This is a genomic window from Mycobacterium venezuelense, assembly GCF_054919535.1.
In genome coordinates this window covers 423,907-450,316 of sequence record NZ_JBONDW010000002.1, presented here as the reverse complement: position 1 = coordinate 450,316, position 26,410 = coordinate 423,907, and the positions used below count along the sequence as shown (strand labels likewise).

Annotated in this window: 26 protein-coding genes; 15 read left to right on the top strand and 11 right to left on the bottom strand. The window is 67.7% G+C overall.

Annotation, left to right across the window (positions count from 1 at the left end; translation table 11 throughout):
* Positions 1-5 precede the first annotated feature (5 nt).
* The 3 genes from ACRCUN_RS04890 to ACRCUN_RS04880 all read right to left on the bottom strand — a co-directional run bounded on the left by ACRCUN_RS04890 (position 6) and on the right by ACRCUN_RS04880 (position 3,817).
* Positions 6-1,697 carry an NAD(P)/FAD-dependent oxidoreductase gene (locus tag ACRCUN_RS04890; protein WP_462140515.1) on the bottom strand — a complete coding sequence of 564 codons (1,692 nt, stop codon included), beginning with the start codon at positions 1,695-1,697 and terminating at the stop codon, positions 6-8.
* 50 nt (positions 1,698-1,747) lie between these two features.
* Complete coding sequence (locus tag ACRCUN_RS04885) at positions 1,748-3,235, bottom strand: flotillin family protein (protein ID WP_462140592.1); 1,488 nt, start codon at positions 3,233-3,235, stop codon at positions 1,748-1,750.
* Positions 3,236-3,322: 87 nt separating this feature from the next.
* Entirely contained in the window at positions 3,323-3,817 is a 495-nt protein-coding gene (locus ACRCUN_RS04880) for an NfeD family membrane protein (RefSeq protein ID WP_462140514.1), read from the bottom strand.
* Between the two features lie 324 nt (positions 3,818-4,141).
* On the opposite strand from ACRCUN_RS04880, the gene infA reads away from it, so the two are divergent.
* The 8 genes from infA to truA all read left to right on the top strand — a co-directional run bounded on the left by infA (position 4,142) and on the right by truA (position 8,750).
* The gene (gene infA, locus ACRCUN_RS04875) at positions 4,142-4,363 is read left to right on the top strand and encodes a translation initiation factor IF-1 (RefSeq protein WP_003418601.1); all 222 of its coding nucleotides are present in this window, start codon (positions 4,142-4,144) and stop codon (positions 4,361-4,363) included.
* A gap of 83 nt (positions 4,364-4,446) precedes the next feature.
* Positions 4,447-4,560 carry a 50S ribosomal protein L36 gene (rpmJ, locus tag ACRCUN_RS04870; protein ID WP_003879483.1) on the top strand — a complete coding sequence of 38 codons (114 nt, stop codon included), beginning with the start codon at positions 4,447-4,449 and terminating at the stop codon, positions 4,558-4,560.
* A 169-nt stretch (positions 4,561-4,729) separates the two neighbouring features.
* Positions 4,730-5,104 (top strand): 30S ribosomal protein S13, encoded by a 375-nt coding sequence (gene rpsM / locus ACRCUN_RS04865; RefSeq protein ID WP_004571523.1) that lies wholly within the window; start codon positions 4,730-4,732, stop codon positions 5,102-5,104.
* A gap of 3 nt (positions 5,105-5,107) precedes the next feature.
* Positions 5,108-5,527: a 30S ribosomal protein S11 gene (gene rpsK / locus ACRCUN_RS04860; RefSeq protein ID WP_462140513.1), complete on the top strand. Its 420-nt coding sequence runs from the start codon at positions 5,108-5,110 to the stop codon at positions 5,525-5,527.
* Positions 5,528-5,548: 21 nt separating this feature from the next.
* On the top strand, positions 5,549-6,154 hold the full coding sequence (gene rpsD / locus ACRCUN_RS04855) for a 30S ribosomal protein S4 (RefSeq protein ID WP_067842441.1): 606 nt from the start codon (positions 5,549-5,551) through the stop codon (positions 6,152-6,154).
* Positions 6,155-6,240: 86 nt separating this feature from the next.
* Positions 6,241-7,293 (top strand): DNA-directed RNA polymerase subunit alpha, encoded by a 1,053-nt coding sequence (locus tag ACRCUN_RS04850; RefSeq protein WP_067842444.1) that lies wholly within the window; start codon positions 6,241-6,243, stop codon positions 7,291-7,293.
* 58 nt (positions 7,294-7,351) lie between these two features.
* Complete coding sequence (gene rplQ, locus ACRCUN_RS04845) at positions 7,352-7,870, top strand: 50S ribosomal protein L17 (RefSeq protein ID WP_462140512.1); 519 nt, start codon at positions 7,352-7,354, stop codon at positions 7,868-7,870.
* A 19-nt stretch (positions 7,871-7,889) separates the two neighbouring features.
* A complete protein-coding gene (truA, locus tag ACRCUN_RS04840; RefSeq protein ID WP_462140511.1) occupies positions 7,890-8,750 on the top strand; it encodes a tRNA pseudouridine(38-40) synthase TruA in 861 nt (286 codons plus the stop codon).
* Between the two features lie 116 nt (positions 8,751-8,866).
* Here truA and ACRCUN_RS04835 read toward each other — a convergent pair whose 3' ends face one another.
* The 5 genes from ACRCUN_RS04835 to ACRCUN_RS04815 are packed head-to-tail and all read right to left on the bottom strand — an operon-like array spanning position 8,867 to position 12,979.
* Positions 8,867-9,733, bottom strand: coding sequence for a hypothetical protein (locus tag ACRCUN_RS04835; RefSeq protein WP_462140510.1), 867 nt, complete (start codon positions 9,731-9,733; stop codon positions 8,867-8,869).
* A 39-nt stretch (positions 9,734-9,772) separates the two neighbouring features.
* The gene (locus ACRCUN_RS04830; protein WP_462140509.1) at positions 9,773-10,486 is read right to left on the bottom strand and encodes a cutinase family protein; all 714 of its coding nucleotides are present in this window, start codon (positions 10,484-10,486) and stop codon (positions 9,773-9,775) included.
* A 53-nt stretch (positions 10,487-10,539) separates the two neighbouring features.
* Entirely contained in the window at positions 10,540-11,211 is a 672-nt protein-coding gene (locus ACRCUN_RS04825) for a cutinase family protein (RefSeq protein ID WP_462140508.1), read from the bottom strand.
* A gap of 25 nt (positions 11,212-11,236) precedes the next feature.
* Positions 11,237-11,887 carry a cutinase family protein gene (locus ACRCUN_RS04820; RefSeq protein WP_462140591.1) on the bottom strand — a complete coding sequence of 217 codons (651 nt, stop codon included), beginning with the start codon at positions 11,885-11,887 and terminating at the stop codon, positions 11,237-11,239.
* Between the two features lie 39 nt (positions 11,888-11,926).
* Complete coding sequence (locus ACRCUN_RS04815) at positions 11,927-12,979, bottom strand: EamA family transporter (protein WP_462140507.1); 1,053 nt, start codon at positions 12,977-12,979, stop codon at positions 11,927-11,929.
* 78 nt (positions 12,980-13,057) lie between these two features.
* On the opposite strand from ACRCUN_RS04815, the gene ACRCUN_RS04810 reads away from it, so the two are divergent.
* Together ACRCUN_RS04810 and eccB are read left to right on the top strand one after the other, a co-directional pair.
* Positions 13,058-13,609: a CGNR zinc finger domain-containing protein gene (locus tag ACRCUN_RS04810; RefSeq protein ID WP_462140590.1), complete on the top strand. Its 552-nt coding sequence runs from the start codon at positions 13,058-13,060 to the stop codon at positions 13,607-13,609.
* A 51-nt stretch (positions 13,610-13,660) separates the two neighbouring features.
* The gene (eccB, locus tag ACRCUN_RS04805; protein WP_462140506.1) at positions 13,661-15,052 is read left to right on the top strand and encodes a type VII secretion protein EccB; all 1,392 of its coding nucleotides are present in this window, start codon (positions 13,661-13,663) and stop codon (positions 15,050-15,052) included.
* Here the strand turns inward: eccB and mycP are convergent.
* Both mycP and eccD read right to left on the bottom strand, forming a co-directional pair.
* Positions 15,026-16,327, bottom strand: a complete 1,302-nt coding sequence (gene mycP / locus ACRCUN_RS04800) for a type VII secretion-associated serine protease mycosin (RefSeq protein ID WP_462140505.1) — start codon at positions 16,325-16,327, stop codon at positions 15,026-15,028. The genes eccB and mycP overlap by 27 nt on opposite strands.
* Complete coding sequence (gene eccD, locus ACRCUN_RS04795) at positions 16,324-17,673, bottom strand: type VII secretion integral membrane protein EccD (protein ID WP_462140504.1); 1,350 nt, start codon at positions 17,671-17,673, stop codon at positions 16,324-16,326. The genes mycP and eccD overlap by 4 nt, the downstream gene beginning before the upstream one ends.
* A gap of 124 nt (positions 17,674-17,797) precedes the next feature.
* Here eccD and eccCa point away from each other — a divergent pair, with 124 nt between their 5' ends.
* From eccCa to ACRCUN_RS04775, 4 genes are all read left to right on the top strand, one after another.
* The gene (gene eccCa / locus ACRCUN_RS04790; RefSeq protein ID WP_462140503.1) at positions 17,798-21,514 is read left to right on the top strand and encodes a type VII secretion protein EccCa; all 3,717 of its coding nucleotides are present in this window, start codon (positions 17,798-17,800) and stop codon (positions 21,512-21,514) included.
* Positions 21,511-22,659, top strand: coding sequence for a type VII secretion-associated protein (locus ACRCUN_RS04785; RefSeq protein ID WP_462140502.1), 1,149 nt, complete (start codon positions 21,511-21,513; stop codon positions 22,657-22,659). The genes eccCa and ACRCUN_RS04785 overlap by 4 nt, the downstream gene beginning before the upstream one ends.
* A gap of 74 nt (positions 22,660-22,733) precedes the next feature.
* Entirely contained in the window at positions 22,734-23,054 is a 321-nt protein-coding gene (locus ACRCUN_RS04780; protein WP_462140501.1) for a WXG100 family type VII secretion target, read from the top strand.
* A gap of 12 nt (positions 23,055-23,066) precedes the next feature.
* Complete coding sequence (locus ACRCUN_RS04775) at positions 23,067-23,363, top strand: WXG100 family type VII secretion target (protein ID WP_462140500.1); 297 nt, start codon at positions 23,067-23,069, stop codon at positions 23,361-23,363.
* A gap of 82 nt (positions 23,364-23,445) precedes the next feature.
* Here ACRCUN_RS04775 and ACRCUN_RS04770 read toward each other — a convergent pair whose 3' ends face one another.
* Positions 23,446-24,795, bottom strand: coding sequence for a DEAD/DEAH box helicase (locus ACRCUN_RS04770; RefSeq protein ID WP_462140499.1), 1,350 nt, complete (start codon positions 24,793-24,795; stop codon positions 23,446-23,448).
* A 282-nt stretch (positions 24,796-25,077) separates the two neighbouring features.
* Between ACRCUN_RS04770 and ACRCUN_RS04765 the strand changes: the two genes are divergently transcribed.
* Positions 25,078-26,349: a helix-turn-helix domain-containing protein gene (locus tag ACRCUN_RS04765; RefSeq protein WP_462140498.1), complete on the top strand. Its 1,272-nt coding sequence runs from the start codon at positions 25,078-25,080 to the stop codon at positions 26,347-26,349.
* Positions 26,350-26,410: the final 61 nt, after the last annotated feature.

Genomic DNA, 26,410 nt, shown 5'->3' with positions numbered 1-26,410 from the left:
ACTCCTCATGCCTCGGCCAGGTAGCGGTGCACCAGCATCACCGCCATCGAGCCTTCGCCGACCGCGGCCGCCACCCGCTTCGCGGATTCGGCGCGCACGTCTCCTGCAACAAACACACCGGGCACACTTGTTTCCAGATGATGCGGCGGACGTTCCAGTGTCCAGCCGCACACGTCACGCAGATCCGGTCCGGCCAGGATGAAACCGTGGTCGTCGCGGGCCACCACGCCCTCGAGCCAGTCGGTGCGCGGCGTCGCCCCGATGAAGCAGCACAGCCGGCTCGACCGCACCTCTTCCTGCTCGCCGGTGCGCTTGTTCTGCAGGATCAGGCCGACCAGGTGGTCGTCCTCACCGATCGCCTTGATCACCTCGGTGCACGTGAGGACGCGGATCTTCGGGTTCTGCTCGATCTGCTGGATGAGGTAGTAGGACATCGATGCTTCCAGCGACGGGCCGCGGACGACCATCGTCACCGAGTTGGCTTCGCGGGCCATGAACATCGCCGCCTGGCCGGCCGAGTTGGCGCCGCCGACGATGAACACGTCCTCGCCCTTACATTCCGACGCGTCCGACACCGAGGCGCCGTAGTAGACGCCGCGGCCGACGTAGTTGACCGGATTGTCGGGATCTTCCCAGCATCCGGGCACCGGAAGCTGGCGGTAGTCCACGCCGGTGGCCAGGATGACCGCGCGCGCACCGATCGTGTCGCCGTCGGCGAACGTGACGGTGCGGGCCGCACCTGCGACGTCGAGTTTGGTGGCCTCGCGCGTCGTGATGACCTCGGCGCCGAAGCGCTCGGCCTGTCTGCGGGCCGACGTGGCGAGTTCGGCGCCCGAGACGCCGGTGGGGAAGCCGAGGTAGTTCTCGATACGGGAACTTCGGCTGGCCTGCCCGCCCGTCGTCGTGCCCTCGATGAGCACCGTCTTGAGGCCCTCGGACGCGCCGTACACGGCCGCGGCCAGCCCGGCCGGGCCACCGCCGATGACCGCGAGGTCGTACATCGTGAGCGACGGGCTGGTCGACAGGCCAAGCATGTCGGCGAGCTCGCCGTCGGTGGGCTCGACGAGCGTGGTTCCGCCTTCGGTGATCACGACCGGCAACTGCAGGCCGTCGAGACCCGCCGCCTCCAGCAGCTGGCGGCCTTTCGGCTCGTCGGCCGTGAACGCGCGATACGTGTGCTGGTTGCGGGCCAGGAACTGACGCACCTCCCACGACCGCGGGCTCCACTGGTGACCGATCACCTTGGTGTAGGGGATGGCGCGGTCCCCGGCGGCGTGCCAGGCCTCAAGCAGGCCGTCGACCACCGGGTAGAGCTTCTCCTCCGGCGGATCCCACGGTTTGAGCAGGTAGTGGTCCAGGTCGACGACGTTGATGGCCGCGATCGCGGCAGTGGTGTCGGCATAGGCCGTCAACAGCACGCGACGGGCCATCGGGTAGAGGTCCATCGCGGCTTCGAGGAACTCGATGCCGCTCATCTGCGGCATCCGGTAGTCGGCGACGAACACCGCCACGGTGTCGCCGCGCAGCTTGAGCTCGTTGAGCGTTTCCAGGGCATCCGGACCCGACTCCGCACGCACGACGCGGTACCGCTCGCCGTAGTGGCGGCGCAGGTCACGCGCCACGGCACGGGACACGGCGGGATCGTCGTCGACGCTGAGGATTACGGGTTTGCGGGGCTGGGGAGCGGGTCCAGTCATATCGCTATTGATTATGCGCTCCCCAGCCAGCGATTTTCTTGGTCAGGCCGCTACTCGACGTGCGACAGCGATCCATTGCCATCCGGCGCAACCGGCGGCGCAGGAGCTTCGGACCGGTTGAGCAACGCCGCGACATCGATGCCCGACGACTTGAGCGATTCGAGGATCTTGGCCACCGCGAGCGGGCTGACCCCGAGCAGGCCGCCGACCGCGTCCTGGGTGTCGCCCGAGCCGCCGATGATCGACAACCGTTCGATCTCGCCGAGCGGCGTCGCGGCCGCCTCGGTCGCCTTGACGACCGACTGCAGCACGTCCGGCAGCATCAGCAGGCGCGCCGCATCCGCGGTGTAGCTGTTGAGCGCGGCGGCGATCTCCTTCTTACCGTTCGCCTCGGCGAGCAGCTTGGCCTCGATACCGGCCGCCTCGGCCTGCTGTTCGACGCGCAACGCGTCCGCGAGTTCCTTCTTGCCCGCCGCCTCCGCGACGAGCTTGGCCTGAAGGCTGTCGGCCTCGGCCTGCTTCTCGACACGCAGCGCGTCGGCGGCGGCCTTGCGGGCGTCGGCCTCGGCCTGGCCCTTACGCCGCTCGGTCTCGGCCGCGGCCTCGGCGGCGAGGATCGAGGACTGGCGCCGGCCTTCGGCGATCGCGACGTCGGCCTGCCGTTGCGCCTCGGCGGGCGCGATCACATCGGCTTGCAGGGCCGCCTGCGCCTGCTCGGCACGACGCTGCTCCACCTCGATGCGGGCCTGCACGCGCGCGGCCTCGGCCTGCTCGATCGCGATGCCGACGTCTTTTTGGGCCCGGGCGTTCGCAAGTGGCCCGGCCTGGTCGGCCTGCGCGTTCTCGGCCTCGGTCTGTGCGCGCAGCCGCGCCAGCTCGACATCGCGTTTCTGGTTGGCGGTCGCAATGGCGGTGTCCGCTTCGGCCTGCGCGATCGAACCCTCCTGGCGCGCCTTGGCGGATTGGATCTGCGCGTCGCGCTCGGCTTCGGCGGTGCCGACCGTCGCATCCCGCTTGACCTCGGCGATTCTCCGCTGGCCGAGGGACTTGAGGTAGTCGTTGGCGTCCGAGATACCGGCGATCTTGAGCACGTCGACCTCCATGCCGATGCGCGCGAGGTCGCCGCCGGCCTCCTCGACGACGCTGCGGGCCAACGTGTCCCGGTTGGAGTTGAGGTCCTCGACCGTCATCGTCGCGGTGATGCCGCGCAGGCTGCCTGCGAGGATCTCGTTGATCTGGCGCTGCAATTCGTTGAGGTCAGAGGTGAGGAAGCGCTGCACCGCGGTCTGCACGGCTTCGTCGGCCGACCCGATGCGAACCAGGCCGACCGCTTCGACGTTGACCGGCACACCGTTGTTCGACAGCGCGTTCTGCAGATTGATGCTGACGTTGAACGGTTCGAGGCTCATGATGTCGACGCGTTCGATGCCGGGCATCCGGAACCGTGCCCCGCCGCGCACAACCTTGGGCTGACCCCGGCCGGTGAACACCGCGACCTCGTTGGGCGGAACCTTGATGTAGTTCTTGACGTAGACCATGGGCAGCACCACCAGGATCAGGATCGCGGCGATGGCGGCCAGTAGGACGATGAGCAGCAGGGACACGGTGGTGGCCTTTCTGAAGGTTCAGGTCTCTGGAACAGCGACGACGTGGACGAAGTCGGAGTCGATATCCGCGATGTAGATACGGGTGGACTTGGGCAGGGGGGCCGGTTCGTCGCTTTTGGCGCGCGAGAACACGCGGTTGCCGTCGGCGTCGACGAACGACACCTCACCCCAGCCGCCCGCGGGCACCTCGAGCGTGACGGTGCCGAGCAGGCCGATATAGGAGGACCGGCCCCGGTGGGAGTTGGACTGCTGGCGGCGCAGGTAGGGCAGGAGCACGCCGTTGAGCACGAACACCAGCACGACGGCGCAGGCGCCGGCCAGCAGGGCGGTTCCGAAGGTGCCCAATCCGGCCCAGGTGCCGACCAGGCCGCCGGTGCCCGCGCCGACCAGCGCCGCCGACACCCCGGTCAGGCTCAGGAACGGCATGCCGTCGCCGTGGCCGATATCCGCCAGCAACAGCGCAGACAGCAGGGCGACGCCGCCGACGATGAACGCCGCCAGATACACAGCCATCACGTGTCTCGTCTCCGGTTCCGCGCCGCGGGCGGCGCCGATCACCTGCGCCGCGAATGGCGCAAATCACTATGGACCATTGTCGCGTGTCGCGGGCCGCTCGCGTGCATGAATATTCGGTGCCCGCACGCTGGCCAGCCGGGATTTTGGCGCAGGCCGAATAGCGGGTATTGTGGACCAACGGTGCGGCTTCCGTGCCGACTTTCTGCGTGCCCCGTTCTGGATTTACCGGAATTCTGTCGATTCGGCTCACGTTTTGAAGTCGGATGGTCGCTGTGCCGACGGGCGCACGATACGAAACGAAAGCAAGGATCGCCAGACAGTATGGCCAAGAAAGACGGTGCCATCGAGGTCGAGGGTCGCGTGGTCGAACCCCTGCCCAATGCGATGTTCCGCATTGAGCTGGAGAACGGACACAAGGTCCTGGCCCACATCAGCGGGAAGATGCGGCAGCACTACATCCGCATCCTGCCCGAGGACCGGGTAGTGGTGGAGCTTTCTCCCTACGACCTGTCCCGGGGCCGCATTGTGTACCGGTACAAGTGACATAACCGAGCCCGACCGAAACGATAAGAACACGTGTCGCGCACACGCGCGTCATCGACAGACCTAGAAGGATCGAAACAGCCGTGAAGGTGAACCCGAGCGTCAAGCCCATCTGCGATAAGTGCAGGGTGATCCGCCGGCATGGGCGGGTCATGGTGATCTGCAGCGATCCGCGCCACAAGCAGCGTCAAGGCTGACCAGCCCCAGCTGACGGCACACCACAACTGAATGCAGACCTCCCAGCACCACTGAATGGATAGGCCATTCGCACACGTCCGGAACGGAGGCCGGACCCCGGAGAGCCCTTAGGGGCTGACGGGAACGGGCTGGGATCAGACCTCCGCATAGAAGAAGGAATACCGCCACATGGCACGGCTCGTGGGCGTTGATCTTCCGCGCGACAAGCGCATGGAGATCGCGCTGACCTACATCTACGGCATCGGCCGTACCCGCTCGAACGAGATTCTCGCCGCGACGGGCATCGACAAGAACATGCGCACGAAGGACCTGACCGACGATCAGGTGACCGTCTTGCGCGACTACATCGAAGGCAACCTCAAGGTTGAGGGTGACCTGCGCCGCGAGGTGCAGGCCGACATTCGCCGCAAGATCGAGATCGGCTGCTACCAGGGCCTGCGTCACCGCCGTGGCCTGCCCGTGCGTGGCCAGCGCACCAAGACCAACGCGCGCACCCGCAAGGGCCCGAAGCGCACCATCGCCGGCAAGAAGAAGGCCAGGTAGACCATGCCACCAGCAAAGAAGGCAGCAGGCGCGGCCGCCAAGCGCGGTAAGACCACTCGCCGCCGGGAAAAGAAGAACGTCCCGCACGGCGCTGCACACATCAAGAGCACGTTCAACAACACGATCGTGTCGATCACCGACCCGCAGGGCAACGTCATCGCCTGGGCGTCGTCGGGCCACGTGGGCTTCAAGGGCTCGCGTAAGTCGACTCCGTTCGCCGCGCAGCTGGCCGCCGAGAACGCCGCCCGCAAGGCGCAGGAGCACGGCGTCAAGAAGGTCGACGTGTTCGTCAAGGGTCCCGGCTCGGGCCGTGAGACCGCCATCCGCTCGCTGCAGGCCGCCGGCCTCGAGGTGGGCGCCATTTCCGACGTCACCCCGCAGCCGCACAACGGCTGCCGTCCGCCCAAGCGGCGCCGGGTCTAGGTCTAGGAGGAGAAGAGACTCATGGCTCGTTACACCGGACCCGCGACCCGCAAGTCACGCCGCCTCGGCGTCGACCTGGTCGGCGGAGACCAGTCGTTCGAGAAGCGCCCCTACCCGCCCGGTCAGCACGGCCGCGCGCGGATCAAGGAGAGCGAATACCGCCAGCAGCTTCAGGAGAAGCAGAAGGCGCGCTTCAGCTACGGCGTGATGGAGAAGCAGTTCCGCCGCTACTACGAGGAAGCAGTGCGTCAGCCCGGCAAGACCGGCGACAACCTGCTGCGCATCCTCGAGAGCCGGCTGGACAACGTCGTGTACCGCGCGGGCCTGGCCCGCACCCGCCGCATGGCGCGTCAGCTGGTCAGCCACGGCCACTTCCTGGTCAACGGCGTGAAGGTCGACATCCCCAGCTACCGGGTGTCGCAGTACGACATCATCGACATCAAGGACAAGTCGCTCAACACCCTGCCGTTCGAGGTTGCTCGGCAGACCGCGGGTGAGCGTCCCATCCCGTCCTGGCTGCAGGTCGTCGGCGAGCGTCAGCGCGTCCTCGTCCACCAGCTGCCCGAGCGCGCGCAGATCGACGTGCCGCTCACCGAGCAGCTCATCGTCGAGCTCTACTCGAAGTAGTAGAGCCGTCTCCTGTGTGGCCAACCGGCCATACAGGCAACTGACCGGCATCAAATAGCGGGTGCCGAGAAGGAGATGGAAACACCATGCTGATCTCTCAGCGACCCACACTGTCCGAGGAGAGCGTCGCCGAAAACCGCTCCAAGTTCGTCATCGAGCCACTGGAGCCCGGTTTCGGTTACACGCTGGGCAACTCGCTTCGGCGCACGCTGCTGTCGTCCATCCCGGGCGCGGCGGTCACCAGCATCCGCATCGACGGTGTGCTGCACGAGTTCACCACGGTCCCCGGGGTCAAGGAAGACGTCACCGACATCATCCTGAACCTCAAGGGTCTGGTCGTGTCCTCCGAGGAGGACGAGCCGGTCACCATGTACCTGCGCAAGCAGGGCCCGGGTGCCGTCACCGCCGGTGACATCGTCCCGCCGGCCGGTGTGACCGTGCACAACCCCGACATGCACATCGCCACCCTGAACGACAAGGGCAAGCTGGAGGTCGAGCTCGTCGTCGAGCGCGGCCGCGGCTACGTCCCCGCCGTGCAGAACAAGGCGTCGGGTGCCGAGATCGGCCGTATCCCGGTCGATTCCATCTACAGCCCGGTGCTGAAGGTGACCTACAAGGTCGAGGCGACCCGTGTCGAGCAGCGCACCGACTTCGACAAGCTGATCCTCGATGTCGAGACCAAGAACTCGATCAGCCCGCGCGACGCCCTGGCGTCGGCAGGCAAGACCCTGGTCGAACTGTTCGGTCTGGCACGTGAACTGAACGTCGAGGCCGAGGGCATCGAGATCGGGCCGTCGCCCGCCGAGGCCGATCACATCGCCAGCTTCGCGCTGCCGATCGACGACCTGGACCTGACCGTCCGCTCGTACAACTGCCTCAAGCGCGAGGGTGTGCACACGGTGGGCGAGCTCGTCGCCCGCACGGAGTCCGATCTGCTGGACATCCGCAACTTCGGCCAGAAGTCCATCGACGAGGTCAAGATCAAGCTGCACCAGCTGGGTCTCTCGCTCAAGGACAGCCCGGCCACGTTCGATCCGTCCGAGGTTGCCGGTTACGACGCCGCCACCGGTACCTGGACCAGCGATGCCGGCTACGACCTGGACGACAACCAGGACTACGCCGAAACCGAACAGCTCTAAAGAACACCGTCCCGGTCCTACCTGATACGGGGGCCGGCCCCATTTAGGAGAAGTCGCAATGCCCAAACCCACCAAGGGTCCTCGCCTCGGCGGGTCGTCCTCGCACCAGAAGGCGCTCCTGGCCAACCTGGCCACGTCGCTGTTCGAGCACGGCCGCATCAAGACGACCGAGCCGAAGGCACGGGCGCTGCGTCCGTACGCCGAGAAGCTGATCACCCACGCCAAGAAGGGTGAGCTGCACAACCGGCGCGAGGTCATGAAGAAGATCCGCGACAAGGATGTGGTTCACACCCTGTTCGCCGAGATCGGTCCCTTCTTCGCTGACCGCAACGGTGGCTACACCCGCATCATCAAGGTCGAGAACCGCAAGGGCGACAACGCCCCCATGGCTGTCATCGAGCTGGTGCGGGAGAAGACCGTGACCTCCGAGGCCGACCGTGCCCGCCGCGCGGCCGCTTCGCAGGCCAAGGCCGAGGCTCCTGCTGAGGAGGCTCCTGCCGAGGACAAGGTCGAGGAGACCACCGAGGCTCCTCCCGAGGAGGCCACCGAGGCTGAAGCCAAGGATGACGCCAAGTAGTCCTCAGGACACTCGCGACATGCCCGCCATCGATTCCGGTGGCGGGCATGTTCGTCTTCGGCTCGACATCGCCTACGACGGCACCGAATTCGCCGGCTGGGCGGTGCAGGCCGGCCAGCGCACGGTCGCCGGGGTGATCGATGAGGCGTTGACCACGGTGTTCCGCACGCCCGTCGTGACCCGGACCGCGGGTCGGACCGACACGGGCGTGCACGCGACTGGCCAGGTCGCCCACGTCGATGTACCGGTCGATGCGCTGCCCCATGCCTATCCGCGCACGACGCGGCCGGGCGACTCCGAATTTCTCCCACTGGTTCGCCGGCTCGCCCGGTTCCTGCCCGCCGACGTGCGCGTGCGCGAGATCACGCGGGCGCCTGCGGGTTTCGACGCCAGATTCTCGGCGCTGCGCCGGCACTACGTCTACCGGCTGAGCACCGCGCCGTATGGCGTCGAGCCGCAGGAGGCCCGGTTCGTGACACCGTGGTCGCGGCCGCTGGATGTCGAGGCCATGACGGCGGCATCGCAGGAGTTGTTGGGGCTGCACGATTTCGCCGCGTTCTGCCGCTACCGCGCCGGGGCGACGACGATCCGGGATCTGCAACGGCTGGAATGGGTCCGCGACGGCCACTACATCACCGCCTACGTCACCGCCGACGCGTTCTGCTGGAACATGGTCCGCTCATTGGTCGGTGCGCTGCTCAAGGTGGGCGAGGGTCGTCGTGAAACCGACTGGACCGCAACGCTTCTCAGTGCTTCGGGCCGGTCCAGTGATTTCGCGGCGGCGCCTGCTCGCGGTCTGACGCTCGTGCGGGTCGACTACCCGCCTGACGATCAGATGGCCAGCCGGACCGCCGTCACTCGGGATTTGCGCACGCTCTGACCCCGCACAGTTGCCGGTCGGCGCACTGTGGCGAACGTGCAGGGTTCTGTTGAGATCTCGCAGATCTGCCGCAAAAGGTTGCACGTTCGGCACAGTGTCTGGCACGGAGCATGTGGTCAGCTCGCTCGCCGACGTGCGGCGGCCGACAACTTCCGCCGCACCTGCTCCCTGAGGTTGTTCTGGCCGAAGATCATCGACGCGGTGACCCACACGACCGACCAGTCACGTTCTTCGAGCTCTGCGGTGTGCGCGTGTACCCACGTTCGATGGCGGGCAGAATTCAGCCCCTCGTCGCATTCGACGGCCACCTTCCACCGAGGCCAACCCATCGCCACGTGGGTGCACACCAGCCCCCACTGGTCGTAGAGCGGAATCCGAGTTTCGAGTCCTGGTACTCCCATGCAGCGGAGCGTGAGCCGAGTGTGTGTCTCGAGCGGCGATTCGGCACCGCCGTCGGCGTCGGACAGGGACTCCCGCAGTCGGTTGACGCCTCGAATTCCTGGATTCGCTTTGACCAACGACCACACGTCGTGCGGGTCGAGGCCGGTCTTGTGCATCAGTGCGTCCAAGATCGGCACTGCTTCGCCGTACGGCAAGAACCGGCCAAGGTCGAACGCCGTCCGCGCCATAGTCGTGACCCGCATCCCGTCGACCTCGCAGACATCTTGTGGTGCAAGGACATACGAGCGGGCCCGGAGACCGTCAGGCGCGTGCCGGTTGGCTTGTACGACCTCGGCCGGTGCGTTGGCGGGCAGCCACTTGGCACCGTGCACCGCCGCGGCCGACTGCCCGCTCAGCACCGCGTCGGGACCGGCGAACAGCCACGCCGCCTGGGCCCGCAACAGCGGCGTCAGAGTAACCTCGTTGGCCAGATAAACGTCGCGGTATACGGCGCGATAATTCGTCCGCAGTTCGTGTGCGGTGAGTAGCCCGGCGCGGACGGCCTCGTTACCCAGAAACGGGCGTGGCCGGTCTTTGTTCATGGGGCAAGCATCGGCGAGCCCGCTGACAATTCGAGTCGGTTACAGCCGGCCCGCGACGAAATCCGCGGCCTGGTTGACCATCCCGCCGTCGATGTAGGCGCCCGCGAGGTGATCGGGCCAGTTGTTGCGCCATGTGTTCGGATCGGCCGGGTTGCAGATCGGATCGGCACCGTGGCACAGCTCGATGGTGCGGTCGCTGTAGAGCGGGCTGAAGTTGGTGATCGGTCCGACCCAGGCCGCGCCGTTGCCGAACAACGCGATGGCGGCGATATGGGTGTCGGCGCCGGCCGGCAGCGGTGTCTTGAAGCCGAACGCCGTGATCGGAACGGCCAACACCACATCGGCCACCGCGGCGCCCAGCGAGTACCCGCCGACGACCAGCCGGGTGTCCGGGCAGCTGTTCATCATGTACTGGATGTGCTGGCTCATGTCATTGGCGCCGATGTCGATCTCGGTGTCGGCCGGATACTTCACGGCGTAGACGCCGATGTTCTTGTCGACCTTGGAGCGCAGCGCGTTGACGAACGCGTTGCCGAGGGTGCCCACACCTGCCGGCTCGGTGCGCCCGCGGGCGAACACCACCTCGACCTCGGGACACGGTGCCGCTTCGGCTACGGGCAGAGCGGCGGGCGCGACGGCTGAAACCACCGGCGCGACGGCCGCCGCGGCCAGCACGGTGGCCGCCGCACACAGCCATCGGCGAAGCCGTCCGGTGCGCCGCTTTTCCCCGGAGTTGACGGAATGTTCGACCACCTAAGCGATCGTAGCGGAGGAAATTGACGACGTAGCCGATCGCGTCGTGCGAATTACAGTAATCCCGCCACGAAACTCGCTGCCTGATCGGCCGGCCCCTCGTATGCGCGGTGTGCCGGAACACTGTCTCCGTTGGTGCAGACGGGATCGTTGGCATTGCACAGATCGATCGCGCGCGAGCCGTACACCGGGCTTGCGGTCAGCGGCAAGCCGAGCTTTGCCGACGGGTTGCCGAACACCGCGACGGCGGCGACGTGCTCGGGCACGTTGGGCGGCAGCGGTGAGTTGAAGCCGACCGCCGGGAACGGGACGGCGGCGATCACGTCGATCACCGCGGCGCCCTGTGAGTAGCCGCCGAGCACCAGCCTGGTCGCCGGGCAGTTGTTCACCATCCATTGGATGTGGGCGCTGGCGTCGTTCGCGCCGTTGGCCGCGGCCAGGAAGTCGTAGCTCGCCGGGTAGTTCACCGCGTAGGCGCCCACCGAGCGGCCGCCGACCTTGTTGCGCAGTGAGTTGACGAAGGCGTTGCCGATCCGGCCGAGCCCGGGTGCTTCGTCCGTGCCGCGGGCGAACACGACCTCGACATCGGGGCAGTCGGCGGCGGACGCCACGCCCAGGCCGCCGCTCGGAACCGGCCCCGCAACCGGGGCGAGGAGTGCCGTGGCCGCTATCAGCACGGCGGACGCTACGACAAGGGTGCAACGGCGAACAAGATCAAAAGTCACACCAAATGTTAGCCGGTCTTGCCGACTACACCAGTCCGGCGATGAATCCCGCGGCCTGTGGGATGAAAGCCGAGCTCTCATAGTGGGTGTGCGCGAACGGGTTGCGGCCGTCCGAGCAGATGGGATCACCGTCGCTGCACATATCGATGGCGCGCCCGCCGAACCGGCTGGACGTGACGGGGATACCGAACTTGGCCGACGGGTTACCGAACACGGCGACGGCGGCGATGTTCCCGGACAGGTTGCCCGGCAGCGGGGGAGCGGATCCGACCTCACCGACGCGGTTGCCCAGCGGCGGAATTCCCAACAGCATGTCGACCACCGCGGCCCCCTGCGAGTAACCACCGAGGACGATGCGCGTCGACGGGCAGCTCTCGGCCATCGCCGCGATGTGGTTGGTCGCGTCGGTGGCGCCGTCGGCGGCAGCCAGGAAGTCGTAGGTTGCGGGGTAGTTCACGGCATAGGTACTCACCGTGCGACCGCCGACCTGACCGCGTAGCGCGTCGGCCAATGCCTGGCCGACTCGGCCGACGCCGGCCGGCTCACTGGTGCCGCGCGCGAACACCACCTCGATGTCGGGGCAGGGTTCGGCGCTGGCGACCGGCGCTGGAATCGCAGCCAGGGCGGCACCGGCGCACAGAACTGCTGAGGCGATCGCGGCCACCCGGGCCGGCATCCGGAGGAAAGTCACGACCGCAATATTCACACAAAATGCTTAGCCACGGCTAATCGTTTGCTCTGTCGTCGCATTCTGCACGGGGTTATCGGGCCAGCACGCCTCGGATACGACAGAGGATCGGTCCGCCTCCTGCTCGCTGCGATCGCCTTGACGTGCCAGTGCCAGACCCGCCAGAACGACCACGCCGCCGAGCGCCTGGATCGGGGTGATGGCCTCGCCGAGCATGATCCAGGCGATCAGCACCGCGAACATCACCTCGGACAGGCCGACGAGCGAGGCGAACCTGGGCTTGAGTCGGGAAATGCTCAGGATGCCCAGCGTGTATGCGATCGCGGTGGGAATCAGGCCCAGGGCGATCACCGGCACGAGCCACGACGTCGTGAAGCCGGCGATGACGACGGAGTTGGTGGTGAAGGTCAGCGGCATCACACCGGTGAAACCGAGCAGCGCCACGCCTGTCGTCCCGACGATGAGCCCGCCGGTGGCCAGGCTGATCGGGTTGACACCCGAACCGTCGGCGCCGGCCTGGTTGGACATCATGAAGTAGCAGGCGGCGCAGATCGCGGCGGCGAGCCCCCACGTGACTCCGACGACGTTGATGTGAGCACCACTGAACACGTCGAGCACCAGCATGATTCCGGCGACGGCAAGTGCGACACCGGCGAACGTCATCGCACTCGGGCGGCGTCGGGTCGTGGCCCACAACCAGCCGACGACCAGGATCGGGGCGGTGTATTCGAGCAGCAGCGCGACTCCGACCGAGAGATGCGAGACGGCGTTGTAGTAACACAGTTGGGCGCCCGCGATCGGAACGAGACCGTAGGCGACGACGATCTTGGCGTGCCGGGCGACTTCGCGGATCCAGCCGGGGCGCACGATGGTCGCGAAGATGGCCATCGCCAAAGCGCCGCCCGCGAGCCGGGCGGTCACCGCCGCGGTCGGGCTCCACCCGGCCTCCATGAGTGCTTTGGCGAAGGGGCCCGACGACCCGAACGCCAGCGCTGAGCTGACGGCAAGCAACAGACCGAGCCGAAAATGGTTGTCGGCGGTCCTCCGGTTGAGCTTGGCCGGCCCGGTCGCTGTGGCCATCGATGCACCTCCCCAAGGATGTAATGAGTAAAATCAATCTTGGTCATGACGCTACGACGGAAGGGGGTCATGAGTCAAATGCTTTTTACTTATGACACGGAGCTCACACTCCGGGCCGCCGCCGTGCTGGTCAACAGCGATCGCGTGGACGGCGAACAACTCGCCGACATGGTGGCGCTCGACGCCTACCTGGATCACTTCGGCTGGACGGGTCGCCGCGACCGCGACGATGACGAACTGAGGGCCGTGCACGGACTCCGCGTGCGGCTCGGGGAGGTCTGGGCCGCGGCGGAGGACGAAGAGGCCGCGGTCGGCCTGGTGAACTCACTCCTGGGCGACACCAAGGCGTCGCCGTGGCTGACGCGGCACCCCGAAATGCCGGAATGGCATCTGCACCTGGCTTCGGCCGACGATCCGCTGTGGCAGCGCATGGGCGCCGAGATCGCGATGGCACTTGCCGACCTCATCCGCGGCGGGGAGCTGCGGCGGCTCAAGATCTGTGCGGCCCCCGACTGCGAAGCCGTGCTGACCGATCTGTCGCGCAACCGGTCGCGCATCTTCTGCGACACCGGAAACTGTGGCAACCGCCAGCACGTCGCGGCGTACCGGCAGCGCCAGCGCGAGGAATAAACCGTCGGGGGACCGGCGCCGCGCGGGTTAGGGTTTTCGTCGGGGGATTTCATGGCACGGCAACCGGCAACCCGGCTCCAGCTCGGCGGGCATCGATTTCTGTTGCGCCGCATGGCGCATGCGTTGGTGCGTGGCGACGCCAGAATGCTCGACGATCCGATACGCGCACAGGCGCTCTCGTTCACCATGGGTTGTGTGCTCGCCGTCGTGGTGCTCGCGGCATGCGCAGTCGTGGCGTTCGTGCGTCCGGGCAACGAGCTCGGCGATGCGCCGATTCTGTTGGCGCGCAAGTCAGGTGCGCTCTATGTGCGGATCGGTGAAACCATCCATCCGGTGCCCAACCTCGCATCGGCCCGGCTGATCGTCAGTGCCGCAGCCGATCCGGTACTGGTGAGCGACGATGCACTCGCGCGCGCCAGGCGGGGGCCACAGGTCGGCATACCGGGTGCGCCAACCCAGATCGGCAGACCGCTGACAATTGACGAGTCGTCCTGGGCGGTATGCGATATCGCCGACCCGGCAGCCACGGCGCTGATCGCCGGCCCGTTGCCTGAGCGCGTTGCACCAATGCGCCAGGGGCAGGCGCTGCTGGTGACGCCACACGGGGAGGCGGCCGCGAGAACGTATCTGCTGTTCGACGGCTGGCGGGCGGCTGTCGATCTGCGAGACCTCGCCGTCGCGCGGGCGTTGCGGCTGGAAGGCCTGAAACCGACCGGTGTTTCGCGCGCCCTGCTGGACAGTGTGCCCGAGGCGCCCACTATCCGAGCGCCATCCATCGCGGGGACGGGGCAGCCTGGCCCGGCGGCGTTGAACGGCATGGCCGTCGGCAGCATCGTGCGAGTAACACGCGCCAGTCCCGACACCGACGAGTTCTATGTGGTGCTCGTCGACGGGGTGCAACGCGTCGGCAGGGTCGCGGCGGACCTCATCCGGTTCACCGTGGCGCAGCCGGGTGCCGAGCCGCCGGTGGTTTCGGCACAGGCGGTCGGGCGGGTGCCTGTCGTCGAAAGCCTTGCGGTGGCGAGGTTTCCGCGCTGGGTCGAGGCGCACGCGCGCCCGGTGCTGTGCGCGGGATGGGACCCGCGCCCATCGTCAGCTGACAGCAACACCACGTTGCTCGTGGGGGACTCGCTGCCGGAAACCGGGTTGCGGCTGGCACAGGCCGATGACGCCGGGCCTTCGATAGACCGGGTCGACATCCCGGCGGGACGCAGCGCGCTCGTGCGGGCCACCGGCATCCACAAAGGCACCGACGGTGCGGGCCCCCGGTATCTGCTGAGTGACCTCGGTGTGCTGTTCGGCGTTCACGATGACACTGCCGCCGAGCATCTCGGGCTGACGGACCCCGCCGTACCGGCACCGTGGCCCATGCTTGCGATGCTCCCGCGCGGGCCGGAACTCAGCCGCGACGCGGCGTCAGTCACGCGTGACGGGATGACGTAGCCGACGTGTCATGGCCGACAATGCCATTGCCAGAAGCGCGGTGACGGCGACACATGCGGCCGCGCCACCGAACGCGACCCGGCGCGACCGGGCATCGTCCGTCGTGACGGCCGGCTGCGCGATGCTGGTCGCCGCAACCGGCACCGGGGCAGCGGTCGGCGCACCGCCGTCACTCACCGCGGCGAGGGGGTCGATGACGCCGTGACCGAGATACGGATTCCATCCGCCGGGCGGTCGGTGCGCGGTGTCCTCGATGCGCCGCATCACATCCCGCGCATGCAAGTGCGGAAATCGGGACCGCACGAGCGCGGCGATCCCGGAAACGATCGGCGCGGCGTAACTCGTGCCCGATATCGGCTTCGACTTCCCGAGCGTGTCGATGAGCCGCGCGCCGTCGGGATGAAGCGACATCATGCCCTCGCCTGGCGCGGCGACATCGACCCAGGGACCGCCCAAGCTGAATGTTGACGCGGTGCCGTCACGGCTCACCGAGCCCACACACAACACCAGATCGTCGTACCATGCCGGCGTCGCCACGGAAACTACTGTGTCCCAATCCGGTTGACCCGGCGGATTCTGTTCCCGGCAGTGCCCGCCGACATTGCCCGCGGCGGCAACGACGACGACGTTCTTGACGTCGACGGCATAGGCCAGCGACGCGCCGAGGGCCCGATCGTCGAGTGGGTCGTCGGCGGTGACGCAGGCTACCGACGAGATGTTGATCACGGTGGCGCCCAGATCCGCCGCTGTTCGCACGGCGCGGGCGAGGGTGTCGACGTCGCCGACGCCGAGTGACCCGTCCGCCCCCGCGAACTTGTTGCTGGACTGACGAATAGCAAGGATTGATGCGGCGGGGGCCACGCCACTGAATCCATCGGCTTCCGCGCCACCGATTATCCCGGCGACGATGGTGCCGTGGCCGTCACAGTCAGCGGTTCCGTCGCCGGATGACACGTAGTCGCCGCCACCGACCAGATGCGGCAGGAACCGATGCCGGGTGACGCCGGTGTCGATCACGGCCACGGTCTGACCGCTGCCGCGCGACAGCCGCCATACCGCATCCAGGTCGAGTGCGGTGCGAGGTTCGGCCACGTCGCGCGACGAGGCGTCGAAGCACTGCTCGCGCTGTTCGGTCCGATGTGTCGCCGCGGGCGGAGCAGGCGGCGGTAGGAATGCGTCATCGATCGCGGGCGGCACGACAGCGCCGGCGAGGGGAGCCGCCACCAACGGCAGAACCGCGAATGTGGCTGCGATGAACCGGTACTGGACAATCACAGCGGGCTCAGACCACGTACGAGGTCTGCGATGCCGGTGAGCCAGCAGGCGAGCGGTACGACCGCGGCCAGCGCGCCGTACTCGACGACGTCGGCAATGCGCGCCGCTGCCGGGCTCGTCACGGCGGCCGGGCCGAGCACGGCGAGCCCCACCGCCACCGCCGCTGCTCCGGTCCAACTGCCGTAACCGGGAGACCACGCAACGACCAGGACGAACATCGCGGTCAGACTGCAGAATCCGCTTACTGTCAGTGCGTTTCGGCACCAGCCCACCGCATGGGACCGGCTGCGCAGCAGCAATGCGATGCCGACCGCGGCTGCGAGCGCGGGCGCGGCCGGGCTCACCGGATGCCGACCGTCGACCGCGACCAGCACCGTGCCGAGTGCGGCCGCGGCCGAGCATCCGGTGACCAGGCCGACGAGTGCCCGGCGCCCACGTTCGGCCAGAGCATCGGTGGGAACGCCGACATCGTCCTGAGATTCGGCACTACCGGTGCGATTGCCGGGAAGCGGCGGTGTGAGACCGGCCAGCGCGATCGACAGCCGCGGCGTCAAGGACAACGCTCCCATGGCCACTGCGCTCAGCAGCGCACCGATCGCGAGGGCGCTCATCGGGACAACCACCGCCAAGCCGGTCGCCCCACCGGCCAGCGCGGAGACCGTGACGATGGCAAGCAGGATGTGTGTGCCGCAATTCGATGCCCGCATCACCACAACGCCCAGGCAGCCCGCAGCCACTGCGCCGAGAAAGAAGTTCGCCGCATCGGGGCCACCGGGAACGGCGAGGAACCCCAGAACGGCAGCCTGTGCCATCGCCACCACGGCGAGCGTCGCGACAACGAGCCGGCTGAGCCCGATACGCCTGCCGGCCACCGCGGCGGCGGTGATGATGACTGCCAGCACAGCGGCCATCGCCAGCCGTGACCAGCCCTGGCTGGTCAGGCCCGCGCCGACCAGTGCCGCCATACCGAGTAGGCACGCCAATACACAACCTGCCGATCGCAGCCCGGGTGGAGTGTCGGGGCCGCATCCATCGGCTGCGAGGGCGGCCGTCAACGCGCGTAGCCGCGGTGGCTCGACCGGGACGTCGGCCAGCATCAACAGATCTCCGTGATGAACCCCGTTCTGCACCAACGTCATCGAATCGTCGAGGGTTGGCCCGGCGATCAGGGAGAGCTGCCAGTTCCTCGGCCCGTCGCCTCCTGCCCCGACGGCCTCGACGATCGTCGGCATCAGCTCATCCACGGTCAACGAAGCAGGCAGAACCAGGTCGATCGTTACCGGGCCCGCTCGGCCTGCGACGAGGAAACCGCAGTGAATCGATACGCGGCGCAGCGCATCCGGCATCACATCACCCCCCGGTCAATGCCAGTGCGTTCGACCGTAACCGACTTTCACAGTGGGTCTTTGCGGGAATTTCCGGCGGCGAAACAGTGGAACCGAATGGCGCCGCCGTGCGTCCAAGTCCTTGATGGATCCTGCTGTTCGACGACCTGGCCTCGGTGGATCGTGCGCCGACTTGGTGATCGATGCGCCACCACCGGTGCCGAAGGCCGCCCCGACCAATCCGGTGGCGCGGCTACTGCCGGTCGTATTGGTGATCGCCATGGTGGGCATGATGGCCGTCTACTTCGGATCGGGAGCGGCCGCTGCGCGGGGACCGGCGTTCATGTTCTTTCCGGTGATGATGGTCATATCTGTGCTCGGCACCCTCGTCTACAGCCTGCGGGGCAACGGGCGAGCCGCGGAACTGACCCGCGATCGCAGTGAGTACCTGCGCTATCTGGACGGACTCGATGCCGCGGCGGACGCGGCGGCACGCGCCCAATGGGAGAATCTGCACGCCGAACACCCAGCGCCCGCGACGTTGTGGCAGCTCGCGGGCACCGAACGCATGTGGGTGCGTGAACCCGGTGATCCGGCATTCGGCGATGTCCGGTTCGGAACCGGTCATCGCCCCTTGATCACCAGGCTCGTAGCACCTGAGGCGGGACGAGCCGAGGACAGTGATCCTGTCACCACGACAGCGTTGCACGATCTCGTGCGGAACCGGTCCGTCGTCGCCGACGTACCGGTCAGCGTGAACGTCTGCACCCGAGCACATCTCGCGATCAGCGGCCACTACGACGACGCCGGCGCGCTGCTGCGTGCCATGGTCTGCCAACTGGCCACGGCGCACAGCCCCCGGCATCTCCGTATCGCCGCAGTGCTCGGGCAGTCGGCCGCCGGACACTGGGACTGGTTGAAATGGCTTCCGCATCACTGGCATCCGCGGGAACACGCCGGGCACAGCCCGCTGCGGTACCCGAGCCTGACGCGGGCGTTCGAGGACGAGGTGCCGATGCATGTCATTGTCATCGTGGACGGCGCCGCGGCCGAACCGATCATGTCCAGGCCGGGTGTCACCGTCGTGACGATCGGCTGCGAAGCCGTCGCCGGCGTATCACTGGACGTCGAACCCGGCGCGGCCCGCTTCGGCGATGTCGTCGCCCAGCCCGACCGCCTGACCATCGAACAGGCGCGGACCTGCGCGCGCCGGCTCGCGCGGTACCGGTCGGCGGCATCTGCCGCTACCGACCGGTCCACGTGGTTGCGGCTCATGGGCTTGGACGAACCTGAGCAGGTCGATCCGGCGACCTGCTGGCGCACGCCCGATGCGCGGAACCGGTTGCGGGTTCCGGTCGGCTTGGCCGAGGACAACACGCCTGTGCACCTCGACTTGAAGGAGGCTTCGCACAACGGCATGGGTCCGCACGGCCTGTGTGTCGGCGCAACGGGTTCGGGCAAGTCGGAGTTCCTGAAGACGCTGGTGCTCGGGCTCATGGTGACTCACCCGCCGGACGACCTCAATCTGGTTCTCGTCGATTTCAAAGGGGGCGCAACCTTTCTCGGCCTGGAATCGGCCCCGCACGTCAGTGCGTTGATCACCAACCTCGCCGACGAGGCACCGCTGGTCGCCCGAATGGCGGACGCGTTGGCTGGTGAGCTGAACCGCCGCCAGGAACTTCTGCGGGCCGCGGGCAATCTCGCCGACATCACCGACTACCGGCGCAAGCGCCCAGATCTGCCCGCATTGCCTGCTCTGTTGATCGTCGTCGACGAGTTCTCCGAACTGCTCCACCAGCATCCGGATTTCGCCGATCTGTTCGTTGCCATCGGCAGGCTCGGACGGTCACTGGGCATGCACCTGTTGCTCGCCAGTCAGCGACTCGACGATGGGCGGCTGCGCGGCCTGGAATCACACCTGTCGTACCGAGTGTGCCTGAAGACATTCTCGCCCAACGAATCCCGCTCAGTTCTCGGCGTCCCCGACGCCTATCAGTTGCCGAACACGCCGGGCGCGGCTTACCTGAAGACGCCGTCCGGCGAGATGACGAGGTTTCAGACGGCATTCGTCTCGGACGGGTACGGCACCGCTGCACCCGTGGTGGCGGCGCAGGACGGCGTCCGTCCGTTCGTCGCCCGCTGGGCGGAGCCGAATCGACCGGCCGTTCGGAAGCCGACGACGGTGCTCGAGGCCGTGGTCGCAAGATTGGCCGGGCGCGGCACGCCGGCTCATCAGGTGTGGCTGCCGCCGCTGCCGGGCGCGGTACCGCTCAGCGATGTGCTCATGGCGGCACACCGACACCTGACCGTCGCGATAGGCCTGATCGACCGCCCGTTCGAGCAACGCCGCGACCGGCTCGTCGTGCGGCTCGACGGACCGGCGGGCAACGTCGCGATCGTCGGCGGTCCGCAGACCGGAAAGTCCACGGCCGTCAAGACCTTGGCGTTGGCGCTGGCCGCCACGCACCATCCGCGCGAGGTGCAGATGTACGGTTTCGATTTCGGTGGTGGCGCGTTGACGGCGCTGCGGGTACTGCCGCACGTCGGTGCGATCGCCGGTCGCAACGACGTCGACCTGGTACGGCGAACCGTATCCGAACTCGAATCCCTGGTGCGCAAGCGCGAAAAGCACTTCGCCACCCTGAGTGTCGACTCGATGGCGGAATATCGCACACGGCGCGCCGACGGCACGTGTGACGACCCGTTCGGTGATGTGTTCCTGATCGTCGACGGTTGGTCGACGTTGCGCACCGAGTTCGAGAACCTCGAACCTGCTATCACCGCACTTGCCGTGCAGGGATTGTCGTTCGGGGTTCACGTCGTGGTGAGCGCATCGCGATGGGCGGAGTTCCGCCCGGCGCTCAAAGACCAACTCGGTACCCGGATCGAATTACGGCTCGGTGATGCCGCCGAATCGGAGATGGACCGCAAACGCGCGCGCGAACTCGGTCCGTGTCCGCCCGGCCGAGGTCTGACGCGTGACGGCCGGGAGTTGTTGATCGCGCAGCCGAGACTGGACGGCACACCGGGCGACCAGGGTATCGGTGCCGCGCTCACCCGAACCGGTGACACCCTGCGAATGGAGTATGGCGGCGCGCGGGCCCCGGAGATTCACCTGCTTCCTGCCCTGGTCGCGCATCGCGCGCTGTCATCGACCGCGCGCTCGCGGCCTGCCACGCAGGTCGTGCTGGGCCTCGGCGAGCGCGAATTAGCTCCTGCGGTGGTGGATTTCGCCGAACAGCCCGATCTCCTCATCCTCGGTGAGGCAGGCTGCGGTAAGTCGACGGCGTTGCGCACGATGTGTCGTGTGCTTGTCGAGGCCAACGATGCCGAAGCCGTGCGACTGCTCGTCGTCGACTATCGCCGCACGCTGCTCGGCACGGTCGAGTCCGATCACCTGGCCGGATACGCGGTATCGGCCGGGGCACTCGAAACAGCGTTGTCGGAGTTGACCGGCATGCTGCGGGCCCGCATGCCGGGGCCGAATATCGACCAGCGTGCACTCCGAGACAGGTCGTGGTGGAGCGGTCCGGAGATCTACATCGTGGTCGACGACTATGACCTCGTGGCGGGCTCCGGGACGAATCCGCTCGCCCCGCTGCTCGAATTCCTGCCACACGCACGGGATATCGGGCTACATCTGGTGGTGGCGCGGCGATCGGGCGGGGCGGCGCGGGCGATGTTCGATCCGGTCCTGGCCCGGCTGCGGGAACTCGGCTGCATGGGTCTGTTGATGAGTGCGAGCCCCGAGGATGGCGTGCTGTTGGGTTCGGTACGGTCGGCGCCGCTGCCGCCTGGCCGGGGGACACTGATCACGCGTGGGGGAGCGGACCAGTTGATCCAGGTGGCGGTGACCGGATGACCACGGCCGTGCTGGAGGTCGGTCCGGTGACCGTGCGCGGACCCGGGACTGTCTCAACGGAACTCGCCATGACCGCAGTGGACTGTATCGACGATACGACGGCGTTGGTCGGCGACGAGCCCGTGACAGTAGACGACCTGTGGGTCGATGTGATCGGCGCCGCGGTCGGTTCCGACGCCGGCGGCATGACCTTGGTGTGCCCCACGTGGTGGACCGCCGACCGCATCGCCCGAATCCGAGCCGCGGCCGGACGGCACGCAGAAAGCTCCGTGCTGCAGCGTGTTCAGGTGCTCGCCTCCGGACAAACCGATACAGCGTGGGCCGTGGTTGAGATCGCGGCCGAGCTTGTCATGGTGTCGCGCGGTGACACGGATCCGGTGACGGCGGTGCGCGGGGCTGACGACGCCGTACTCGCGCAAGCCGTATCCGCTGCCGTCGACGGCGCCAGGGAGGTCATCATCGATGCGCCCGCCGAAGTCCCAGGGGCTCGTGCCCTTGGTCGCCGAATCACCGCGCGGATTCGCGACCGCGGCGTGCGGGTGACCATGGCCGGCCCGGAGATGCTGCGGCGCGCAATCACCGCACCGCGGCCCGAGCCTGAGTTTGAGCCTGAGCCTGAGCACACCCCGCGGGGCAGAAGGGGAAGCGTTGCGGTCGTCGCGGCTTTGATCGCGCTCTGCGCCGGGATCGCGGTGAGCGCACCCGACCGCAGGCCCCCGGCACAACCGATGGCCGTACTGGTCGAGGGCAGGGTCGGTGTACAGGTTCCGGTCGGCTGGACCGTGCAGCGCGTCACCAGCGGCGCGGGATCGGCACGGGTCGAGGTGGTTTCGGATGTCGACCCCGGAGTGGTCATCCACCTGACCCAATCCCCGGTCTCCGACGGCCCGGTCGCGGAGAGTCTTCGCCGGGCCCTCGATGAGCAGCCTGCCGGGGTTTTCGTCGACTTCAATCCGACGGATCAGATCGCCCAGCGGCCGGTGATCAGCTACCGGGAAGTCCGCGCTGAGCGTGAAGTGCAGTGGGCGGTGCTGGTCGACGGACCCGTCCGCATCGCGATCGGCTGCCAGACCCCTGCCGGTCGCGAGGACCTCGTCCGAGCGGCCTGCGACGCGGCGATCCGGTCTGCGCATGCGGTGTTCTGAAAGTCGGTGGAACCGAACGGGCTCGCAATGCGTCGAAAAGGTATACACCGCAACAGAACACCGAAAGGCCGCCGATGGCTGAATCATTGAACTCGCTGGGCACCGACTTCGACGTGATGACAACGGTGGCCGGGAAGATCGACGTCGTCAACGACGACATCCGGGCCATGCTGCAGACGTTCATCGGCCGCATGAGCACCGTGCCACCGTCGGTGTGGGGCGGTGTGGCGGCCACGCGGTTCCGCGATGTGGTCGACCGGTGGAACAGCGAGTCACTCAAGCTGCACACCGCGCTACAGCGGATCGCCGAAACCATCCGGAGCAACGAGCAGACGCTGCGGGACGCCGCTGACACCCATTCGCAGCGGCTCGGCGCCGTCGGCGACAACCTCTGATCGGAGAATCACGTGAACCAAGTGCTGTCATACGATTTCGGCGAGATCGAGTACACCGTGCGGCAAGAGATTCACACGACCTCGAGCCGGCTGAACGCGGCCTTCGACGACCTGCGGTCCCACATTGCCCCGCTGCAGCAGGTGTGGACCAGGGAAGCGGCCGCGGCGTATCAGGTCGAGCAGGCCCGGTGGAACCAGGCCGCGGCGGCGCTCAACGAGATCCTGTTCAACCTGGGCAATGCAGTGCGTGATGGGGCGGACGACGTGGCCGCGACCGACCGCAGCGCCGCCAATGCGTGGGGGGTCTGACACCTCAACCGAAAGTGCCTGTGCGGTCCCGCTCGGAATGGAGAGGCCAGCGGGACCGCACACTTCGGCTGCTCGATGCGGCTCAGCGCGCGGTGGAGCCGTTCGACCGCTGCGGCCGGCGTCCTCGCCCACCCCGGTGTGCACCGGAACCCGACCGGTTGGCCGGACGCGGCCTGCGCGCCTGGCCGGGGCCCGACGACCGTTCGGACCGGTGCGGTGCCTTCGGCTCGGGCCGTGCGGGTGCCTTCGGCTCGCCGAAAACCCGCTCGCCCGGCGCGATCTCCTGCAGCACCGGATGATCGAGCCCGCTGACGCGCGTGATGGTCGGCTTCACGCCGGCCTTGCGGGTCAGGCTGCGCACGTCGGACACCTGGGCGTCGTGCATGAGCGTCACGACGGTGCCCTCGGCGCCCGCGCGGGCGGTCCGACCGGACCGGTGCAGATATGCCTTGTGTTCGACGGGCGGGTCGGCGTGCACCACGAGACTCACGTCGTCGACATGAATGCCGCGGGCGGCGATGTCAGTGGCGACGAGCACGGTGGCGCTGCCGTCGGAGAACGCGGTGAGATTGCGGGTGCGCGCATTCTGGGACAGGTTCCCGTGCAGCTCCACCGCTGAGATGCCGCGTGAGTTCAGTTGACGGGTGAGGTTTTTCGCCCCGTGCTTGGTGCGTGCGAAGACGATCGTGCGGCCGGGTGCGGCGGCCAGGTCGGCCACCACGTTGACGCGCGCGGAGTTGTCGACGTGCAACACATGGTGCACCATCGCGCTGACCGGAGACTGCGCGGAATCCACGCTGTGCACCACCGGATCGTGCAGGTAGCGCTTGACCAGGACATCGACTCCGGCGTCGAGGGTCGCCGAGAACAGCAGGCGCTGGCCACGTTTCGGGGTGCGGTCCAGCAGTCGCTTGACGCCGGGCAGGAAGCCGAGGTCGGCCATGTGGTCGGCCTCGTCGAGCACGGTGATCTCGACAGCGGACAGATCGGCGTGACCGGATTTCACATGGTCCTCCAGCCGGCCGGGGCAGGCGATGACGATGTCAACGCCCCGCCGCAGCGCAGCGATCTGCGGACCGGGGCCGACCCCGCCGAAGATGTTGACCGAGCTGAGCCCGGTCGCTTTGGCCAATGCGGTCAGCGACGCTTCGATCTGGGTGACCAGTTCGCGGGTCGGCGCGAGGATCAGGGCACGCGGGCGGCCAGGGGCCGGCCGAGTACGGGTCGCCGACAGGCGCGCGACCAGCGGCAGCAGGAACGCATAGGTCTTGCCGGAGCCGGTCCGACCACGGCCAAGCACGTCACGGCCGGTCAGCGAATCCGGCAGCGTCGCGGCCTGGATCGGAAAAGGGGCCTCGATGCCGTCGGCGGCGAGGGTGGCGACGATCTCGGCGGGCAGGCCGAGGTCGGCAAACGTTATCTGGGCAGACAAAGAAGAACTCCGAAAAATAGGTAGGCGGTCGTCCTGCCCGGCGCGGGTGACATCCCGCGGCGCTCGGTTGACGATCGAGATCGCGGCAGAGGCAGAACAGGCAAGCCGCGTGACTCGACTATACCGGTAGCAAGGCTGTTCACCCGCCTCAGACGGCCCCGCCGTTACCCGCGTCACAGCGCTGTCAACTATCCTGGCGGGCACGCGTAAAGCCAGCTGAGAGGCTCTGCGCCCAGGAGCGTGATCGTCGTGGCCACATCGAAGAGCGCAGGTGGGCGGGTAATGACCCGGCTCCCACCTGCGAAGGTGCGTGCCGTCCTCGACCTCTTCGTCGAAGGCCAGGTCGACGCGGCTTATCTCGACTCCACGCCGCTGCGCAAGGTCGTGGTGGAAAGTTGGCGACGCAGCCTCGCGACCGGCGTGGACCCCGATCGCGGCGGCCAGACGGCGGCAGCGGTGGCGGCATTGGCCGAACTGCGCGAGTCCCATCCGCTCGCGCCCACGCTGCCGCTGATCCGGCGACTGCTGGTCGACGACGCGGTCGATTCCGGTGTCGTCGTCGCGATCAGCGCGGCCGACGGCACCCTGCTGTGGGTCGAGGGCGACCGGGTCGCTTGTCGTAAGGCCGAGGCGATGAACTTCGTGCCCGGAACGGACTGGAGCGAACGCGCCGCAGGCACCAATGCGCCGGGCACGGCCCTCGCGCTCGACCGTGAGCTGCAGATACGCGGATCCGAGCACTTCTCGCGCGTCGTGCATCCATGGAGTTGTACCGCCGTGCCCGTGCACGACCCGGCCACCGGTGCACTGCTGGGCGCCATCGACCTCACGGGTGGGTCGGCTGTCGCCTCCACCCAGACCCTGGCGCTCGTGCGGGCCACTGCCGTCGCAGTCGAGAATCAGTTGGCGCTGCTGCAGCTGACCCGACCGGTCGCCGCGGAACCCGACAATGGGGCCCGGCTGACCGTGCTTGGCGCGGACCGCCCGCGCTGGCAGGTCACCGATGAGGACGGGCGTCCCCGCTCGAGCGTGCTGACCGGTCGGCACGCCGACATCCTGGTTCTGCTCATCCGCCACCCCGAGGGATTGTCGGCCGACCACCTCGCGATGCTGCTGGACGACAAGGACCTCGACGTCGTCACCATCCGAGCCGAGATGTCCCGGCTGCGCCGGGTCATCGGGCCGCACTACATCGCCTCGCGCCCGTACCGCCTGCTCGAGCCCGTCGCGAGCGATATGGGCGACGTGTTCGACGGGCTGCAGGCCGGTGACGTCCCCGGTGCGCTGTCGGCCTACACCGGCGCATTGTTGCCCCAGTCGGTGTCGCCCGCGATCGGACGACTGCGCACCGAACTGACCGCGAGCCTGCGCGAAGCCGTGCTGGCGCAGTCCGCCCGCGGCAACCTCGCGTTGCTGCGGAAATGGCTGCAGTTGCCCGACGGCCGTGATGACCGGCACGGCTGGCGCATGCTGCACGACCACGCCCAAGCCGATCCGGTGGCCCGTGCCCAGGCCCGCGGTCACCTCGCCGGACTCGACTCCGAACTGGGCTAGTCCGATTTCTGAGTTGCACGGAGCGTGCAACCGTGGTGCAACCTCTCACTGCCTACCTTGA

Excerpts from the sequence above, each read along its gene's own strand:
- ACRCUN_RS04780 (WP_462140501.1), top strand. The coding sequence starts at position 22,734 with ATGGCTGAATCATTGAACTCGCTGGGCACCGACTTCGACGTGATGACA.
- ACRCUN_RS04835 (WP_462140510.1), bottom strand. The coding sequence starts at position 9,733 with ATGAACAAAGACCGGCCACGCCCGTTTCTGGGTAACGAGGCCGTCCGC.
- ACRCUN_RS04880 (WP_462140514.1), bottom strand. The coding sequence starts at position 3,817 with ATGGCTGTGTATCTGGCGGCGTTCATCGTCGGCGGCGTCGCCCTGCTG.
- rplQ (WP_462140512.1), top strand. The coding sequence starts at position 7,352 with ATGCCCAAACCCACCAAGGGTCCTCGCCTCGGCGGGTCGTCCTCGCAC.
- ACRCUN_RS04885 (WP_462140592.1), bottom strand. The coding sequence starts at position 3,235 with ATGGTCTACGTCAAGAACTACATCAAGGTTCCGCCCAACGAGGTCGCG.
- ACRCUN_RS04820 (WP_462140591.1), bottom strand. The coding sequence starts at position 11,887 with ATGCCGGCCCGGGTGGCCGCGATCGCCTCAGCAGTTCTGTGCGCCGGT.
- eccCa (WP_462140503.1), top strand. The coding sequence starts at position 17,798 with ATGGATCCTGCTGTTCGACGACCTGGCCTCGGTGGATCGTGCGCCGAC.
- ACRCUN_RS04850 (WP_067842444.1), top strand. The coding sequence starts at position 6,241 with ATGCTGATCTCTCAGCGACCCACACTGTCCGAGGAGAGCGTCGCCGAA.
- ACRCUN_RS04810 (WP_462140590.1), top strand. The coding sequence starts at position 13,058 with ATGCTTTTTACTTATGACACGGAGCTCACACTCCGGGCCGCCGCCGTG.
- ACRCUN_RS04890 (WP_462140515.1), bottom strand. The coding sequence starts at position 1,697 with ATGACTGGACCCGCTCCCCAGCCCCGCAAACCCGTAATCCTCAGCGTC.
- rpsM (WP_004571523.1), top strand. The coding sequence starts at position 4,730 with ATGGCACGGCTCGTGGGCGTTGATCTTCCGCGCGACAAGCGCATGGAG.
- eccD (WP_462140504.1), bottom strand. The coding sequence starts at position 17,673 with ATGCCGGATGCGCTGCGCCGCGTATCGATTCACTGCGGTTTCCTCGTC.
- ACRCUN_RS04785 (WP_462140502.1), top strand. The coding sequence starts at position 21,511 with ATGACCACGGCCGTGCTGGAGGTCGGTCCGGTGACCGTGCGCGGACCC.
- ACRCUN_RS04765 (WP_462140498.1), top strand. The coding sequence starts at position 25,078 with ATGACCCGGCTCCCACCTGCGAAGGTGCGTGCCGTCCTCGACCTCTTC.
- rpsK (WP_462140513.1), top strand. The coding sequence starts at position 5,108 with ATGCCACCAGCAAAGAAGGCAGCAGGCGCGGCCGCCAAGCGCGGTAAG.
- rpsD (WP_067842441.1), top strand. The coding sequence starts at position 5,549 with ATGGCTCGTTACACCGGACCCGCGACCCGCAAGTCACGCCGCCTCGGC.
- truA (WP_462140511.1), top strand. The coding sequence starts at position 7,890 with ATGCCCGCCATCGATTCCGGTGGCGGGCATGTTCGTCTTCGGCTCGAC.
- infA (WP_003418601.1), top strand. The coding sequence starts at position 4,142 with ATGGCCAAGAAAGACGGTGCCATCGAGGTCGAGGGTCGCGTGGTCGAA.
- eccB (WP_462140506.1), top strand. The coding sequence starts at position 13,661 with ATGGCACGGCAACCGGCAACCCGGCTCCAGCTCGGCGGGCATCGATTT.
- ACRCUN_RS04815 (WP_462140507.1), bottom strand. The coding sequence starts at position 12,979 with ATGGCCACAGCGACCGGGCCGGCCAAGCTCAACCGGAGGACCGCCGAC.